Origin of the sequence: Amycolatopsis marina (assembly GCF_900111885.1) — a bacterium.
GTDB lineage: Bacteria > Actinomycetota > Actinomycetes > Mycobacteriales > Pseudonocardiaceae > Amycolatopsis > Amycolatopsis marina.
On record NZ_FOKG01000045.1, the window covers coordinates 1 to 17,094 of the forward strand.

Annotated in this window: 17 protein-coding genes; 5 read left to right on the forward strand and 12 right to left on the reverse strand. The window is 65.4% G+C overall.

The features are described 5' to 3' along the window. The 8 genes from BM199_RS34350 to BM199_RS32655 all read right to left on the reverse strand — a co-directional run. A partial coding sequence (locus BM199_RS34350; protein WP_218160491.1) for a hypothetical protein occupies positions 1 to 230 on the reverse strand: 230 nt, incomplete at its 3' end. A gap of 175 nt (positions 231 to 405) precedes the next feature. Beyond that, positions 406 to 801: a phosphotransferase gene (locus BM199_RS33645; RefSeq protein WP_106961562.1), complete on the reverse strand. Its 396-nt coding sequence runs from the start codon at positions 799 to 801 to the stop codon at positions 406 to 408. A gap of 554 nt (positions 802 to 1,355) precedes the next feature. Then, a complete protein-coding gene (locus BM199_RS32630) occupies positions 1,356 to 3,596 on the reverse strand; it encodes a thiopeptide-type bacteriocin biosynthesis protein (RefSeq protein WP_081685170.1) in 2,241 nt (746 codons plus the stop codon). After that, a complete protein-coding gene (locus BM199_RS32635) occupies positions 3,578 to 4,810 on the reverse strand; it encodes a lanthionine synthetase C family protein (protein ID WP_081685171.1) in 1,233 nt (410 codons plus the stop codon). The genes BM199_RS32630 and BM199_RS32635 overlap by 19 nt, the downstream gene beginning before the upstream one ends. A gap of 1 nt (position 4,811) precedes the next feature. Beyond that, positions 4,812 to 7,850: a lantibiotic dehydratase gene (locus BM199_RS32640; RefSeq protein WP_197684732.1), complete on the reverse strand. Its 3,039-nt coding sequence runs from the start codon at positions 7,848 to 7,850 to the stop codon at positions 4,812 to 4,814. A 120-nt stretch (positions 7,851 to 7,970) separates the two neighbouring features. Beyond that, positions 7,971 to 8,171 carry an FxLD family lanthipeptide gene (locus BM199_RS32645; protein WP_043828845.1) on the reverse strand — a complete coding sequence of 67 codons (201 nt, stop codon included), beginning with the start codon at positions 8,169 to 8,171 and terminating at the stop codon, positions 7,971 to 7,973. A 14-nt stretch (positions 8,172 to 8,185) separates the two neighbouring features. Further along, positions 8,186 to 9,475, reverse strand: a complete 1,290-nt coding sequence (gene fxlM, locus BM199_RS32650) for a methyltransferase, FxLD system (protein WP_043828846.1) — start codon at positions 9,473 to 9,475, stop codon at positions 8,186 to 8,188. 380 nt (positions 9,476 to 9,855) lie between these two features. Beyond that, on the reverse strand, positions 9,856 to 10,446 hold the full coding sequence (locus BM199_RS32655; protein ID WP_112285791.1) for a hypothetical protein: 591 nt from the start codon (positions 10,444 to 10,446) through the stop codon (positions 9,856 to 9,858). A gap of 137 nt (positions 10,447 to 10,583) precedes the next feature. Between BM199_RS32655 and BM199_RS32660 the strand changes: the two genes are divergently transcribed. The 4 genes from BM199_RS32660 to BM199_RS32675 all read left to right on the forward strand — a co-directional run bounded on the left by BM199_RS32660 (position 10,584) and on the right by BM199_RS32675 (position 14,874). Further along, positions 10,584 to 11,045: a DNA-processing protein DprA gene (locus tag BM199_RS32660; protein ID WP_043828848.1), complete on the forward strand. Its 462-nt coding sequence runs from the start codon at positions 10,584 to 10,586 to the stop codon at positions 11,043 to 11,045. A 27-nt stretch (positions 11,046 to 11,072) separates the two neighbouring features. Beyond that, positions 11,073 to 12,416, forward strand: a complete 1,344-nt coding sequence (locus BM199_RS32665; RefSeq protein ID WP_081684720.1) for an NsdA family TPR-like regulatory protein — start codon at positions 11,073 to 11,075, stop codon at positions 12,414 to 12,416. A gap of 545 nt (positions 12,417 to 12,961) precedes the next feature. After that, positions 12,962 to 14,206, forward strand: a complete 1,245-nt coding sequence (locus BM199_RS32670; protein ID WP_245789020.1) for a helix-turn-helix domain-containing protein — start codon at positions 12,962 to 12,964, stop codon at positions 14,204 to 14,206. Between the two features lie 11 nt (positions 14,207 to 14,217). Then, positions 14,218 to 14,874 (forward strand): YdcF family protein, encoded by a 657-nt coding sequence (locus BM199_RS32675; RefSeq protein ID WP_043828850.1) that lies wholly within the window; start codon positions 14,218 to 14,220, stop codon positions 14,872 to 14,874. Here BM199_RS32675 and BM199_RS32680 read toward each other — a convergent pair. From BM199_RS32680 to BM199_RS34360, 3 genes are all read right to left on the reverse strand, one after another. Continuing rightward, on the reverse strand, positions 14,871 to 15,089 hold the full coding sequence (locus BM199_RS32680) for a hypothetical protein (protein ID WP_072029921.1): 219 nt from the start codon (positions 15,087 to 15,089) through the stop codon (positions 14,871 to 14,873). The two genes, BM199_RS32675 and BM199_RS32680, sit on opposite strands and share 4 nt — an antisense overlap. A gap of 535 nt (positions 15,090 to 15,624) precedes the next feature. Continuing rightward, the gene (locus tag BM199_RS34355; protein WP_197684730.1) at positions 15,625 to 15,888 is read right to left on the reverse strand and encodes a hypothetical protein; all 264 of its coding nucleotides are present in this window, start codon (positions 15,886 to 15,888) and stop codon (positions 15,625 to 15,627) included. Continuing rightward, a complete protein-coding gene (locus BM199_RS34360) occupies positions 15,885 to 16,184 on the reverse strand; it encodes a pentapeptide repeat-containing protein (protein ID WP_197684729.1) in 300 nt (99 codons plus the stop codon). Before BM199_RS34360 ends, BM199_RS34355 begins: the two co-directional genes overlap by 4 nt. Before the next feature lie 247 nt (positions 16,185 to 16,431). Here BM199_RS34360 and BM199_RS34155 point away from each other — a divergent pair, with 247 nt between their 5' ends. Then, positions 16,432 to 16,593: a hypothetical protein gene (locus BM199_RS34155; RefSeq protein WP_170160677.1), complete on the forward strand. Its 162-nt coding sequence runs from the start codon at positions 16,432 to 16,434 to the stop codon at positions 16,591 to 16,593. A 248-nt stretch (positions 16,594 to 16,841) separates the two neighbouring features. Here the strand turns inward: BM199_RS34155 and BM199_RS32690 are convergent. Next, positions 16,842 to 17,094 (reverse strand): ANTAR domain-containing protein (locus BM199_RS32690; protein WP_143101998.1); only part of this gene is annotated, 253 nt, incomplete at its 5' end.

The following is a 17,094-nucleotide window of genomic DNA, read 5'->3' on the forward strand; positions in this document are numbered from 1 at the left end:
CACGCTTCCGCCGCCGACGACAACACCAAGCCCGCCTCAGCCACTACAAACGCCGCGGCTACCCACTTCCTTAACTGCCGTTGCAGTATTAGGCCCTGTAGGACTCGAGCGAGGAGGTCAAGGCTGGGGTGGGGCTGAGGTCGTGCAGCGATGGCAGCTGCCGCCTGCTCATCCTCGACACTCTTGGCGTTGGCCGTCACATCACACCTGGGGGCGTCGAGCTCACCCACACATGGCAAGTATTCGGTCAGTGCCTCGTACTCGGGTGTCTGGCGCGGGGAACGGCAACCTGCCGAGGTCGAGGCACTGAACAGCGGGCTGGGCGGCAAGCGCGGGATTGGCAGGGCGTTCACGGCACTGGCCCGTCGGGATAGCGCACATGAGGCGACACTGAAGCCAGGTGTGTCACAGGAAGCTGCTGTTCATCAGCTCACGGACCCACTTGACCTGAAACTCGACATCATCGGCTCGCTTGTCTCCACGCTTCCACAGCAAGCTGAGCGCAACGGTTCGCTGTGCGGCCAGAAAACGGCGACGTGCCGTGTCGTCGACGATTCCGTGGTCCGGCAGTAGCGCGACTCGCCACTCATCGTCGATGACGCGGGCGCTGAGGTGTTCGACCAACTCGGCGGCGTCATAGACGGTGTCGCTGTGACCGATGAACTCCCAGTCGACGACGTGGACGTTCGGCTCGCCCCAGAGCCAGTTGAACAGGTTAGAGTCGCCGCGAGAAACGATCCTCGGCGCCGATCGGCGAGCACCGCGGTGTCGCCTCGTTCGTACCAGGGGCCGAGCATCAATTGCATGTCAGCGGTAAGCGGCTCGTCCTCGCACTCGTCGAGCTGGCCCGGCCAGACCTCGGTGACCCGATTCTTGTAATTTGCGGGTGAATCGACGCGCGGCGTGTCAGCGAACGGTCCGAGTGGGCTCTCCCGGAGTTGGTCGAGAATCGCGACCATGGCCCAAAGTGCGGTGGTGGACTCGGCGAGGTCGGGCACCGGCCGACCGGCGAAAATGGTCATCGCGACTGCAGGCAGTTCGGGGTCGGGGTTGTGTCACAGCGGCTGTGGAGCAGCGGTGACTCCGCAGGCCGCGACATGTGCGAGGGCCTGTTACTCGCAAGCCGCGCGGTCGCGTTTGTCGGTGCGGTACAGCTTGAGGCAGACCTCGCAGTCCGGGCCGTCCCAGGCGAAGACACGATTGTTCCGACCCCGGTCAAAGGAGCCGCAGGCCCGGAAGGTCGTCGGCGAGCAGGCTCGGTTCACGCCGATAGAAATTGCGCAGCTCGTCGAGCAGACCGGTCGGTACGGTGGAGGTGTGGCAAGGCAAGCCCTCGATCTAGACCGTGTTCAGGTTCAGTCACGGATCGGCCCCAGTCGGCTGGCTGTGACGCCGAGATTCGCGATCAGGACGGTTTCGGCAGTGTGTACGGATGACATGAGGTCGTCCATCACCACCGCGGGGACCTGCCCCGAGTCAAAACCTGCTCGCTCGACGAGCAGGCCCAAGGTTTCGCTCTGCTTGGGTGTAGCCAGCGTTTGGCATTCTGGGTGTGCCAGCACCTCGCGCGCCATGAATGCATCTGCCGATCGTTCAGCCTTCTCGATCAGCTCGGCGCAGAGAAGCCCTGCATCTCCTTGTGCCGCAACAGCAAGGTCTGCCGCGGTCAACCCGAGCCGGATCCGGAATAACCCCGTGGGTCGGTGCGATGCCCCGCAGACATGCCGAACATCGTTAAGCATGCCTATCACGTCACCTGCACCGATGCTGCGCTCCTGAAGAAGCAGGTAGCTGCGCAGGCACGCTGCCCCGGCGTACTCCCAAGCATCGCTTTTGGCGGTGTTGTCGATAAGTTTGAGCGCCAAGTTGGCTTTCCCGTTAAGGGCAAGAGCGATGGCGCGTGTCTGGCGGGCTTCGCGGAACTGATTTCTGGTTTCGTCGTACTTCTCGGCATGCGCTGCGGCGTTCGTCCACTGGCCGGCTGCGACAAGCGCGCGGGTTCCATCCTCACGCATAACCTGCCGAAGCCAGTTGTCTACTTCGGACGAGCGGTCCGCGATTAGGCCGTCGAAGTCGACCAAGTCACCGTGGATCACGGCCGCACCACCATTACGGACGGCGTGGTTGATCGCTTCGAGCTCGCGGTAGGCGCCTTGGTTGTCACCTGCCCGCCTGGTCAGTCGGGCGAGGTTCACCACTGGCTGGAGCGAAGCGATGGCAGAACCGGCCGACAGTGGTGACGCTGCTCGGAAAATTCGGAACTGTCGTCGACATAGGCTGATGGCGACGTCGGGCATACCGCATTCGGCCGCGATGCGCGCGGACAGATTCCAGACGGTGCAGGCGCGGTTCATCCGCTCTTCGACAGTGGTTGACTCCTGGCAGGAGTTTGCGCACTCGCGCACGTTGCGCACCTGGGTTTCCAGATCAGGACAGGGAAAGCGGCGCTGCGACACAAGCGGAAATCGGGCCAGTGCTCGTTCGGCTACGCCTTCGTTCGCTCGGGCCGCCAATGGCGGTGCTGTTGTCCCAGAGGTAGGTCCACCACTCAATGTCGGGTTGGGCGGCACATGTCCGGGCAGACCAAGGATGACGGTGCGCGTCGCCCACGCGAGAATGCTCTGTGTTCGAGCTGGCAACCCAAGGCGGTTCCAGTGGAAGATGATCAGGTAGCTCAGAACCTCACGAAGGCCGCGCTGCAGCGTCCCCGTACGGGCCGCGGACCCCAGGGTCCGGCCGGCCTGTCGGAAGGCGCTGGCCCAGTCTGCGGATGAGGCCAGGGGACCTTCTGCGCGTAGCAGCGGCCCGCCAGGAGCTGTGTTCGCGAGCAACAACTGTTTGAGATCGCTGGCCATGGCGGTCAGATTCGCGGCAGAGACATCCTCTGGCAGTGGGCGTTCCTGAGCGATCCGGTGCCAGACGTCGCCCTGCTCGTACCACTCCAGTCCCGCCGCGCGCATCAGGGTGTTGCACAGCAGCAGCGACAGTTCGCGTCGGCCCAGCCCGCCGCCGCCGTTGTGAGCAAGGTGCATGACGGCGCGGCTGTCCTCATAGAATAGATCGTGGGCAGCCTCCATGCCCGTCCAGTTACCAAAAGCTTGCATCTCGGCCTCATAGGTGCCGGGCCACCATTGGGCAATGCGGTCGTCGGCTGCGAGTTCATCGAGTGCGGCCCCGAGATGGTCCCGCATCGCGTGTCCGTCCCGCCCTGGGTGAATCCGTAGTCGCCAGCAGGGGTGTTTCCTCATGAACCACCACTTCGTGACGAGGCCGTCCTCTCCAGCTCGGTGCAACAGCGGCGCGATGGTGTCGGCTGCTGACTGTTCGGCCGTGCTCCAATCGATGAACTCGATGTAGATCTGCCACCAGTCCGAAGCTGCCTGCCGTTCGAGGGCGTGTCGTCCAGCTTTCCGATAGACCTCGACGGCCTCGGCCAGGTCCGCGGGTTCGACGTGAATGGCTGCTGCGGCTTCATTCAAGGAAGCCCCGGCCAGTACCAGAAGAACCCCGTACTCCGCGCCCTGCGCAACCGCGGACTCGTCGGCATCACTGCTTCGCAGTTCTACCTCTCGCGGTGTCAGTCGATGAGTAGACATGCGTCCCATCCCGAAGTCGGCGTGGTGTTGTACACGGCGGTATGCAGGGCAAGAGCTGTTCCTGCTGTGCCTTCGAGGAAGCCGCGCTTCGCCACTGGCCCGTGGCGAGTGTGTTGACCCAGGTGCGCGGCCAGAGGCGGAAGGTATTCGTCAAACGCGGATGTTCCAGCGTCCTGGGCCGATCGCCAGACGGTTTGGTACAGCCCGGCCCAACCGTGGCACAGGCCGCCGTCGGTGATCCGAGCTAGCTGCTCAGGGTCGTCGAGGCAGCGAATCAGCGCCTGTTCGTACATCCGCTGCCGGTGGGCGTCACCGGTGGCGATGCCAGCGAGTTGGCCGGCACGGGCGATTCCAGGCGTGCCGTAGCACCAACTGGGGCGCGCCGGCCCCGACTGGTGAGGCTGGCCGGTACGCAGCTCTGCCAGGGTGATCCATTCAGGCCACCAGGGACCGGCCGCGCCCTCCTGCTGCCACGAATCGAGCCATTCGCAGATGGTGATGATCGCCTCGTGCTGACCGTCAACGATGATCCCTCGCCGCATAGCCTGGCTAAGCAAGGCCAGAGGGCCGGTGATGCCGTGGGCAAGACCGAAATTGCCGTGGCCCTCCTGATAGGAGGCGGAGATTCGACGGTGGGGATCGTGGCCGACCCACCAGCCAGGCAGTACATCGCCATCGACCTGACGTGGCCTGGCCAGGGCAACGAGGTAGTCCAGGACGCGCTCCATCGCGCTGCTATCGGAGGCGCGACGCAGGAGCAATGCGCCGAGGCCGCTCAAACCAAAGAACACGTCGTACTCGCGGAATCCAGGGAACTCGCCCGCCTTGATGCGTGCTAGCGCAGCTTCGGCGCGCCGGTGAGAGAGCGCGACCACGTGACCGTCGACATCCGCGAGAGCCTCTTGGTAGCGACCGCTGGCACCAGTCGCCGCAGCGTCCAGCATGAACGCGACTGCCGGAGCCCCGAGATAAAGGCCGGAAGTATCCGTGGCGCTGACTCGACCGGCGACAGCCTTGGTGACCCAAAGGTGTGCCTCGCGCCAGGTTCCGCGACCGATGAGAGCACGTTCGATGTGCAGCAGCGCCATTCCGGCGGTGCCCTTGGAGAGAGATTGATCGGCCCAGGGTTTGTCCTCTGGGCATGGTCCCGGCAGTGCCAAATTGTTGGCATGCCGCTGGGCGAGATCGGCCAGCGCGATCGCCGTGGTAGCCAACCTAAATCTCCCCGCGGCGAGCAGCGGCGCGGCGCGCGGAAGCCCGAGCCAAACGGCCTGTGACGCGTTCAAGCGCCGGATCGACTCCGACTGCACGAATGTGGTGCAGGTGCAGGAGAGACGGCAGCACCGTCAGTGGATCACGCTGCTCGGCCAGGGCTACTCGATAGGCCGCGAGTGCAACGGCGCGCCGCTGCCAGGCAGTCACGACTTTCTCCCCGCCCGACACGGAACGCAACGACGTCCATACGGCCTCCGGGTCAGTCAGCTCCAGCGCTCGGTCGCGGAGCGCCGGCTGCAGCCGCCCGTGCTGTTGACGAAGTTCACGGAGCAGCCAATCCAACCCGCTCTGGACCGACCCGGCGAAGTTCACGGCGACGTCGACGAAACTGGCAGCTGCCACCGCCTGTCGGTGCGTCCCGGTTCGGATAGTCAAGGCGATCTGTGCGAGAGCAGCCGCGGAGTCGGCCGCAAACAGGTCGTACGCGCGCTCCAATGCGGAACCGTGACCGTAGCGCCCTGTCTGGGGCTCGTGTGTGGTCAGCGCGACATGCGACAGCAAGCGTTCGCTGCGCAGCGTGCTCGCCCACTCGACAAGGCGTTCGGCAGCCGAGCCATAGGCGGATGACTGAGGCAGGCGCAGGTAAAGGACCAGGTACTGATCGTCATCGGGACGGCTCATCTGGCGATGGCGGCGGAACCACCAGTTCAGTGCGACATCGCCGAAGGCTCCGAGCAAGCTGGGAAGTCGCTCCGTGAGAACTTCATCGAAGCGGTCTGGGTGTCCGTAGATCTGCGCGCACAGAATGGGCGAATCTCCTGGCAGGTGGCTGGCGTCGCTGGCCACAACCTGCTGTGGAACTGCGATCGATGATGACCGGCTTGCAGCGGCAGCGGAATCCAGGACCAGGGGGATGAGAAGCTCGTGAGCTCGGCCAAGCCAGGCAATGTCCGCCGGTCCCGAGGTTTCGCGCAGTTCGAGTCGGCCTCCGCGGTCCAGGCGCGTCCGCAGCAGGAGTCGGTGCAACGGGTGGTTCAGGTCCACTGGCTGTCTCCGGTCCAGTTCGACCAGGGCGACACAGGCGGGGACACGCGATTGCTGTCGCCATGCGTCCAGCCCGGCCTCCCATACAGCGAACGAGGCACGGCGGCCAGGTAGGTCGCCGGCCGCCAGCAGCCAGCGCGCCGGGGACAGTATGGTTCGTCGGTATCGAACTCGGGGAAGATACGGGAGCCTGGCGGCGGCCCCGAAGTGAAACGCCTTGTACACCGAAGCTCGGGCGGTGGTGATCTCGGCGAGGAATCGGGCCAGAGGTGGAGTGTGGACGCCGGCCTCCAGAGCGTGGGTCACGCGCGGCTCGACGCGCTGGCCGGTGGATATCTGGACAAGGTAGAACCGACGGTCGTCCGCCGTGACGGCGAGGTCTGTCAGGTTGATCAGGTGCTCGTCCCGCTCATGGTGCTCGGCAACGGGAATGACGTGGGGCAGCAACTGCTCGGTCCGTGCGACGTTCTCGTTGCGGCGCTTCCGTGGTGTAAACGACAACTGGGCGGCAACGGTGCCGGGCTCGGCTGCGGTGAAGGAGGCGGCGACCGCGTCGCGGCCGTCGTCGGGCAGCAAGTGTGCATGGCGGCCAGCCATGCTGCTGCCTGGCCTTGGCGTTCCAGTCACCGCCAACGTGAACCGGCCGCGAGACAACGCTTCTACACCATTGGAGTGGATCTCGACCGCCACCTCGACACGAGCGGGCAGGTGCAGGTCAGCGGGATCGCTGGCCGTGAGGTCCTCAATCGCCTGATCGGTCAGGACGATTTCGCCAGTGCCGTCCACTGTCGCTCGCTGGATCATCGCGAGGAGCTTTTCGTCGCGTTCGCTCATCTGATGAGCGGTGCGCCCGCGCGAGGAGCCAAGGAAGCCAGCCGGGAGGCCGAGTCCGCTGTCGGCGACCAACTCCAGGACTTGCACGAGCGCACCGATTCCGTAGCGTGCGCGGAATCGCGAGTGGTAGTCGCGCCAGGCCGGATACCCCAACGGATATGGGGAAAGGCGATACAGGACTCGGACGGCGTCGCGCGCCTCCTGAGCCACCTGCTCTGGTATTTCGACGTCACAATCCAAGATCGTGTCGGCAAGGAGAGGCATGTCCGCGACGGCGCTCAACGCCTGCATCCGTCTTGTGACTTCGGTTTCAGTCACGGCGACGGCTTCTCCGGCCAGTTGCTCGCGGATAGTCGTGAGTTCGCGCACGGTATGCGTGACCTCGGGGATTGTCTTGGCCTCGACGGCCTCCAGCTTTGTGCAGACGTGGTCTAGCGGGTCCTGGCACGTCATCGGCGCGGACAAGCTGCTGATCAGGATCCCTTCGTCGAGCAGCCCCGTCAGCATGGTGTCGACCGACTGTCTAGTCGCCGCTGGAAATCGGGCCATGATCTGTTCGCGGAGAGCACCGAATCGCACAGGTTTCTGGGCTGCTTCGACTGCGGCTCGGACTGGTCGGCCCAGACCTATGGACACCTCGATCGGCGCCAACTCTTGGCCCGCTCCGTCCGGAGGTGACCCTGGTGCAACGAACCGATCACCGCGAACACTGCCCGCGTTGTTGACGACCACGGATATCCGCTCCAATAGCGGCACACATTGATGCAGACGTGTGATGACATCACCGAGCCAGGCCGCGTCCGCACGAACGGCAACTCGATGCTCGAAGCCCCAACGCACCTTGGCCGCAGCACCGATCCGAGCCAAGCCGACCCCGGCAAAGAGCCCGAACGGGGTGGGGCGCTGCTGCCAGCGAAGGAGGTAGGACGCCAGGGAGATGACCACTCGACGAACCGCTCGGAGATCACGACTACCGGCGGCCACCATCTCGTCGATCTGGCGGGATAGGGCCGGACTCGCGTAACCCACGGCGGTCCGAACATCCGCCCGCTGCCACTGCATCGTCAACCACGCTATGCCGCGCTCGATCCCACCATCGCCGTACAAATCCAGGGCACTAGGCAGATCCAACCCGCTGGGGTCGGTGCTGGCGCGGAGCACGGCCGCACCGCCAGGCACGTATACCGCGGATGATCTTGATGGCACTGTCTCGCCTCCTGTGACGATGCGACCGCAGGGGTGCTGCTGGTGCGCCGTAGCGCACCGGCAGCACCCCGTGGGTCAGGACGGATCGTCTGCGAACGAGTTGCAGGCGCTGTCGTTGCCCGCGCAGGTGTTGCCGCACCCGTCGTCCGTCGGGCAGTCCCCCATGACAGGGGCATAGGCCACGACGACCCGTACATCCAGCGCGAACTCGTCATCATCCGCAACGGGCCGTTCTGCCAACGCGGTGGCGCCACCCGAAAACAGGACCTCGGACATGTGGGTCACTCTCCTTACTTGGTGTTTTCTTGCAGGGCACTCCGACCGGCCGCAGCGTTAGCCGCATGTGGCCAGGAGATCGTGATCCGGCTGTGCTTCTTGTCGACGACACGCCCTGCAGGCATCAGGTCGTCAGCGGTGCCCGCCGGGTAGACGCGGAACTGGGGGCCGGGTCCATTGCGGTGATCCCGCTCCCAGATGCGGAGCTGCTCAGCCACGTCCTCGGCGAGCCGTTCCGCGTCGGGTCCGAAGGCGTGGACGCCGAACTCGACGGCAGACTCATTGACCGTGCTGCTGCGCGTCGTGACGTAGGCAAGATTGCCGCCGTCGACAACAGCCATCGCGGCTGAGTGGCTTCCGGGCGGGGAAATCAGGCCGCTGTCCAGCTTCTTGTCCAAGATCACGCGACAGAAACCGGACAGCGCCGTAGCGAGCCACATCTGGGTGCCGGCCCACGGCTCGAACCGGCCGATGCTGGCACCGCTCCAGACCTCCACCCGCGGCGTGTCCAGAACGCCCTCCAGCTCGGTGGGATCAACGGGGAAGTCATCGTCGAGGCGCAGGGTGACCTCGCCCCCGCGCATGACCAGCAGCTTGCTCTGGTGCGCCCCGGCACCGCGCATCGACACGAAACCGAACAGGCGCGCAGATCGGCTGACCAGGCACTCGTCTGCTTTCTCGAACGCGATCGTCCGCGACAGCCCCCTGACCTGCAAGGGAACCACGAGTAGTCCGGTCGGTGCGAGCTGTTCCACCCAGGCCGGCGGCACGTCCCACGTGTTGACGGTGACCAGGATCCGGTCGTACGGGGCCTGTTCAGTGACGCCAGCCTCGGCATCGGAGAATACGACGTTCACCTGCGAATACCCCGTCTCCCCGAGGAAGCGGCTGGCTCGATCGGTGATGTCCTGGTCAATATCGACCGTGGTGACGCGCCCCGCGGGACCGACGAGCTCGGCGATCAGTGCGGCGTTGTACCCGCCGGACCCAATCTCCAGGACCCGCATGCCTTCGGTTATCTCCGCCTGTTGCAGCATGTGTGCTTGCACCTGCGGCGCGGACACCGAGCTGACTGAGTTCCCGGACTCGTCGCGCTTGGTAACCACGCCGTTGTACAGCTGGTAGACCTCCTCCAGGTCCACACCAGGCGCGAACCGTTCGCGTGGAACCTTGCGCATCGCGGCCTCGACTTGCGCGGACACGATCGTGCCCTCGGCGATCAGGTCATCGACCATCTTTGTGCGCAGGTGGGCGACGCGCTCGGAACTGTCGGCCTCGTTGTTTCCCTCTACGGGCTTGACCATGTCGTTCAACTGACTTCCTTGTCGTGTGGCACTGCGGGTGGGTGGAGAAGGCGTCATCGATCGTGTCGCCCCTGGTCGAACCAGTCGCCCGGACCCCGAGCTGATGGTCTGGGCAGTGGTTGGCGGGTCAAATGCCGGAGACGTTCGTGCAGGTCTGGCGGTACAAAGTCGTCGAGTCGTAGCCCAGCAGCCTGCACGCGGTGAGCTGCGTCGTCGAACCGAGCGCAGGGCCAGGACTGGACCGAGCAGAGCGGGCACGTGCGCTGCTCTTCCGGTGGCGGTAAGTGTCCGGCCAGGTCGTCGATCGCTCGGACGGCGCCGCCGAGCCGACTGTCGGCTGCGACGATCACGGCAACCACTTCGCGTATCCCGCCCACGTGTCACACCACCCCGTCTGGAGCGCCACTTGGGAGGACGAAGCCTCCTTGCCCAGACCAGAGAGGGCCTTCCTCGCGCGTCAGCAGGCCAGCCGCTTCCATGCTGGCGAGGTCACTCGCGAGCGCGCTTTCCAAGCGCTGTACGCGGTTCTGGACCTTCCACGAATCGGGTGCCTTGAATGTCATCGGTCGCTGTAGGTGAGCGGGCACGATCATGAGGCGTGGCGGCTCGTGTGGGCAGGTCGGATGATCCGGGTGGTCAGGATGTGTAAGGTTCAACAGTGCTCGAAGGGTGGGTTCAGCCTCGTTGCCGTAGGCCCACACCACCTTGCGGGGACCGAAGACGTCGAAGCCCGGTTCGCGCACGGCCCGCGCCGCGGTCACTCGGTCCGGCTCGGTGATGGTGAGCAGGTCGACGTAGCTCTTCCAGTAGTAGGCCGCAACCAAGACCACCGGATCGCGTCGCTCGCCGCAGACGTAGAAAGCGAATCCTTCGTCGACAACCTGTCGGAGCATGTCGTCAATCGCACTCGACCACTTTTTCTTCGTCGTCAGGCGGTTCATCGTGGATAGCAGGCTCATGGTCGCGGTCACCGTGGTCGTCGTTGGGCAGGCAACCGGCTGCGACGCGGTCGGGGGAGCCTCGTCGCAGCCGGTGCGTTCATGAGATCGTGACTAGGTACGACGGGGGCAGATGACATTCGATGACATCCGCGAAGGAGCGCGCGAGCGTGCCTCGACACGTCACGATCACCGGCACACGCTCGATCACTGCCCAGGCCGAGACGCAGTTGACCGGCCTGTTCGACGACTACCTCCGGCCGTTTGCCGACCCGAACGCCACCTTCTACCTCGGAGGTGCCGCCGGAATCGACACCTCCGCATTGGACTGGTTGGCCGAACACACACAGGCCGCCCTGACCGTCGTCGTACCGTGCACTGTGGCCGACCAACCAGCTGTCGCGGGCGAGGCCATCCATCGATGGCAACGAGGCGGCCGGCTTGCAGGCGTCGTCGAGCTGCGCGCTGAAAAGCTCGGCTCCTCGGCCTATCATGCCCGCAACCGCTGGATGGTCGACCGCAGCGGCTTCGTAATCGGTTTTCCGCAGGGCTCGGATTCGACGAGCGGCACTTGGTACACCGTGAACTACGCCGCCGACCAGGGTAAACCCCGGCTGGTCGTGCCAGTCTGACTTTCGAGAGATGGTGTACTGGGCGGCGTGACCACTGATCGGGATACCGGGGTGCGCCTGCTGCGGCAGCTGCGCGAGAGACGCGGCTGGTCCTGGACCGATCTCGCCCGAGGCTTGCGCGATACTGCGCGCCAACTCGCCGTCACCTCGCTGATGAACAGGCAGGTCGCGAGCATCCAGCGCACCGTCGCCAGGTGGGAGAGTCTCACTAGCCGAACCAGTCCCGGCGATCGCTACCAGTTTCTCCTGGCCCACCTCTATGCGCGAACCCCATCCGGAGACCTGGCGCTGGGTACCGGATCGGATTTCGCTGCGCTGCTCGACGCACTCCGCCATTTCGGAGCGCCACCCCAACGCATCCGACAGCTCGTTGAGCTGATCACTCAGAGCGCGGGAGGTGAGGGCCGAGACCTGTTGGCCGTGCTCTCGCCTACCACCCATTCGAGCGTCGCCGCTGTTGAGCGCGATCCATCTCGGCTCGATCCTGACCTGCTCAGCCAACTGCAGGATGCTGTTGCGGCCATCAATGGACAGGTCGGATCGACCCCGTTCGTCCGTCTTCAGCTCCAGCTTGCGCCGATCGTCGAGTCCTGCGGTCGGCTCCTGCAGTTCGACCACGTTGGTCCGTACGACGAACTGATGCTGCTGGCTACCGACACCTATGCTCTTGCCGCGCGACTGGCCTTCGAGACCCGCGACGACGAGATCGCCATGGCCCTGTACGCGGACGCCACTGAGGTCGCGGGACGGCTCAAGGACCGTAGCCACCGGGCGGCGGTACAGACGAGTCACACGATGGTGGCCTTGCATGCAACCAATAACGTGGACGCGGCGCTGAAGATTGCCCGTGCCGCGACCGCCGATGCGCACCGGGGCACCAGTTACGCCATTCGAGCCCGCGCACACGCCGTTCACGCCGAGATCTGTGCTCGGAGCGGCCAGGCCAGGGAAGCGACCGAGGCACTCGACCGAGCGTGGAAGACCGTCGATCAGCTGACCGTCGACGACCCTCACGGCGGATTCAACGTCGACCGCCTGAACGGCTTCGACGGACTCTGCGCTCTCCACATAGGCGACGCGGGCCGTGCCCACCAAAGCCTCGACCGCTCGCTCAGCGCGTTGAGGTTGTCGGGGGACTTGGTGCAACGAGGCATCGTGAACGCCGACCTGGCCCTCGCGCGACTGCGTCTCGGTGATCCCTTCGCCTGTGTCGATCTCTTGCACGAAGCCGTGGACATCACAGCGGCGACGGGCGGCCGGGTGCCCGCACAGCGGATCCGTCTGGCACGACGAGATCTGCGTCCATGGCGAGCCGAGAACTTCCTGGCCGAACTCGATGACCACATTCACGACACACTGATCGGGCGATGAACCGGAAGGGTTGGGTTCCTGGTCGGCGCGGTCTCGGAGCACGGACTTCACTGCGCAGATCCAGTCCCGGCTCACGAGTGGCAGCGCAGCATGCCGTTCGGGCGTGGAGATGATCTCGTTGGTCATCGTGTCGTCCGCTCCCGGCCATGGATCGGCACCACATGACCGTGAACGCACTCGTAGTACCCGCAGACGATCCAGTACCGGTGGCACTGGTGGCCGCCAACTGGGAAGGTCACCCTGGCCCGCGGGAGAACACCGGCGAGCCCAATAGTCGGACCTGCCGTGCTGGCCGGTCGGGGCACGGCCAGCACGGCAGGAGCTTGATTGGCTGCCGAACGAGCAATTGAACGCCGGCAGGGATGGTTGCGCTGTGTCTGCGTGTCCCTGATCGCGGTCACTATCACTCCCGGTTCGCTCGTTGGCGGAACGATCGACGTTCGCGGCCCTGTGTCGCGTGTTGTCGCTGGACGAGGACGCTAGGTGTGTTGGCGGGGTGGGACCGGGAGGATTTCTCTGGGGTCGTGGGCGACGGGGGTGGGAGGATGTACTCCATGCGAGGCATGACCGATGACCTGACGATCGGGGAACGCGTGGCGTTCTATCGGCAGCGGCGCGGGCTCACCCAGGCGGTTCTGGCAGGGCTGGTCGGCCGCAGCGAGGACTGGCTGCGCAAGGTGGAGCACGACGTGCTCCCGCTGGATCGGCTGTCGGTGTTGCGGCGTCTCGCGCATGCCTTGGACGTCGCGCTCGGCGATGTGATCGGCGAGCCGGTGCTGATGGCGGGGGCCGACGAATCGGGCCGACGGACGATACCGGCGCTGCGCGTGGCGCTGATGGACCATCGCCAGTTCCTCGCTGGCCCGCAGCCCGGTGAGCCACCTCGCCTGGACGCCCTTGCCGCGGAGCTCGCGACGCAGTGGGGCGACTACCAGAACTCCCGCTACGCCCGGCTCATCCAGCGGCTACCCCTGTTGATCACCGAGACCCAGACCGCGTGCCAGCACTACGGACACACCAGCGACGACGGGGTGCGCGCCCACACGTTGGCCGCCAGCGCCCACCAACTGGCTACGGCGTTCCTGACGAAACTCGGCGAGGCTGATCTCGCGTCGATCTCGGCCAGCCGCGGGCTGGCCGCAGCGCACGTCAGTGGCAGTGACCTGATGATCGGGTCGCTGTACCGGTCGGTGGCGCATGCCCTGCTGTCCATCGGCGAGTTCGAGCAAGCGGTCGCGCTCAGCCGCGCCGCCGCCGACCGGCTCGAACCCGGCCTCGGCACCGCCACACCGGAGTACCTGTCGGTGTACGGGATGCTGCACCTGGTTGGGGCGGTGGCTTCCTCCCGGCGCGACAACCGGGCGGACACCACGGCCTTCCTCGCCGAGGCCGACCAAGCGGCCACGCGGGTGGGGCACGACGCGAACCACCTGTGGACGGCGTTCGGGCCCACCAACGTCACGATCCACCGGATGACCACGGCGATGGAACTCGGCGACGTCCAGGTGGCCGTCCATCTCGGCCCCCGCGTGAACACCCACGGGCTGCCGGTGGAGCGCCAAGCCCGGCACGCCATCGAAACCGCCCGCGCCTACGTCCGATGGAACCGCACCGACGACGCGCTCGACGTGCTGCTAGCGGCCGAACAGGACGCGCCCGAACAGGTTCGCTACCACCGACTGTCGCGCATCCTCGTGCGAGAGATGATCAGACTGCCCCGACCAGCCACCCGCGCGGTCGAACTCGCCTACCGAATGGGCGTGCACGCCGCCGACTCACACCGCCCGTAAGGTCCACCGACATGCCGACCAACCAGCTTCCGCCCGACCTTCAAGCTGACGTCGAGACCCTGTGGGCCTATCACGACATGGGCCACCAACCGCGCCGCTGCGACGTCGGCATCGGGCTCGGCTCCCACGACCTCGGCGTCGCGATCCACACCGCCGATCTGTACCAGCAGGGCCTGGTCGACCGCATCGTGTTCACCGGCGCCAACGCGCCGACCACGATCGAGCGTTTCCCCCGCGGCGAAGCCGTCCACTACCGCGAACACGCCGTCAGCCTCGGCGTCCCCACCGAGGCGATCATGATCGAGACCGAGGCGACCAACACCAGCCAGAACATCACCCACAGCCGCCAGGTCCTCACCGACGCGGGCATACACCCCGCCTCGATCATGCTCATCTCCCGGCCCTACCAGCAGCGCCGCGCGTACGCGACCTGCCGCAAAGTGTGGCCCGAGGTCGAGGTGATCTGCTCATCACGGCCACTGCCACTCGACGAGTACATCGCCAGCATCGGCGACATCGACCGGGTCATCAACATGCTGGTCGGTGACACCCAACGCATCACTGAGTACGCCCGCCGGGGTTTCGCCATCCAGCAGGACGTACCCGATGAGGTGAACGCCGCCTACCAGCGACTCGTCGACGCCGGTTACACCAGCAGACTGATCTAGAGGCGGGTGCCATCCTCGGTGCGGCCCAACGCGGCGAGCCCCGCCTTCACCACGTCGACCGGGGCGACAGCCACCACGTCATCATCACCCGGCCCGGTCAGGTACACAACATGCCCGGCACGGGCCTGCCTGGTCAGCTCACCCACGACCTGCCCGACCGTCGCTTCGGCAGCCCCCTCAGGAGCCGGACCATCAATGTCAGAGAACAGCGGCATCCTGCCAGCGTAGTACCTCCGCGCGGGCTTCCTCATACAACGAGCCGCTCCGAGCGTTGTTCCCACGTGCGAGCAGACGGTAGAAGCCCCGCGTGAATCGCTCAGATTGATGGTTCAGGTGACCCGCCGTGCGGGCTGTGCTGGGCCGGAGGCGCTAGCGCCGAGTCAGCCGCCGCTACATCAAGCTCGCCGATCGAGGACGCGGTGCGGGGGCCTGTGGCTCGCCCCGGTTTCGTCAACATCAGGAACGTTACGACGAAGGACGGGTCCCCTTGCCGCCGTATGGGGGCAAGGGAACCCGTCCTTGTCTTGGCGTTCGCCCATATTCCGTTAACGGTGACAAAGACGGGTTTACCTTTTATCTATTGTCGCTGGTTCTTTAGATAGCTCCTCACAGCGGTAGCCGCTAAGGCGACAGCAAAGAAGGATATTAATCCGTATATGTAACTGTGGTGTGTCACCGCTTCGTAAGCAAAGTAGGCAGCCGCGACAGTGATTAACGTTGCAACAATGATTAATGCGTTTTTGCTTATCATTATGCCGTCCCTCGCGACAGCGGTGATCTCGTCGAGCCAGGCCTCGAGCTCGGGGCCTGTCCGTCACGCACGCTCACGATCTCGTCGAGGGCCGGATCGAGGGAGAGGTCAAGCCCATGCGCTCCACGGTAGGGCTCGACGGTCGTCCCGATGCCCATCGGAGTGAACAGCTCCGTCGAGCCCAGGCAGCAGCGGCGGAACCACGAGTCGTGGGCGAAGACCAGGTGGCGCATCGTCTGCACCGCCGACCACTCGTCGTTCACGCTGCGGCGCTCGATACCTGGCGTTCGCTCGATCGTGGCGGCCAGGCGGCATGGAGCTGACGTGATGCCTCGCGCAGATCGGCGGGGTCCTCGGAGCGGATCAGCACTCGCACCGGATGATCCCGGTCAAGCACTGCCTCGACGTACTCGGTGACTTCGACGCCGTTCACCACGAGGTTGGTGATGAGCCCGTCGGTCACGGCATCCTGCATGACGACGCCGATCAGGCGTGCCCCGGTCAGGTCGCACTCGCGGAACTCCGCACCGTACAGATCCTTGTCGATGTACCGCGTCATGCTCTGCATACTAGGTCCGAGCACCGACATTTCTGGCTGGCATCGCCGTTGCGTCTCGCTCCTGCCGGTCGTCGCCCGCTTTCCGGCTCGCGCACACCCGCGCCCAGCCCCCGTCGACCAGACCAACGGACAAGATCAACAAGTGGGGCCAAAACTCGTTCACCGAATCAACTGGCCGGAGTGCGAAGTGCGGCCAAAACTCGTTCCGAACTGGGGCGGAAACTCACCCCTGAAATCACCCGGGGGCATGACGGAGAAGAAGTTGTACAAGGTCTACGACGAGTCTGATGTCGAGGTGGTCTACCGCCGCGGTGACTGGCAGGACAGGGGCCAGATGCGCCGGTGGGTCGAACGCGAGGGCGAGCGGGACAACGAGCTCACCCTCGGGGGAGGTCCACCACCTCGGTGAAGACCTCTTGTGCCTGGAGGACGACGGTGTGGGCTTCGCCGACGAACCACGGCAGGCCTGTGGTCTGCTGCGCGAGCACAGCCGCCACGAACTCGCCACCTCGTAGCAACACGGGGTCGCCAGCTATGCCTCCACTGGTGTGATAGGGCCACGATCCCCTCTAGCGAGGTCGGCGCACCCATTGGGGGGTAGCCCGGACCTGGCGCCCTGTGAAATACCGGGTGTTGGGATGTTAAGGCCTCCGGGTTTCAGCCCCGTGTGACCCGAGCGGCCTCCATTCTTTGGTCGTGGCCTGCGGCGGTGTTGTTGGCTTCGGCGACGACCCAGGCAGCGACGTCGTGCAGCTTTATGTTGGCGTGCTGGGACGCCTCGACCAGCATCGTGAACGCTTGCGCGTCCGTGCGGTGGTGGCGGTGCATGAGGATGCCCTTGGCCGTGGCGATCACGTCGCGGGTCCCGAGCGCGGTGCGTAGCTGGGCCTGTTCCTGGGAGCCGATCAGG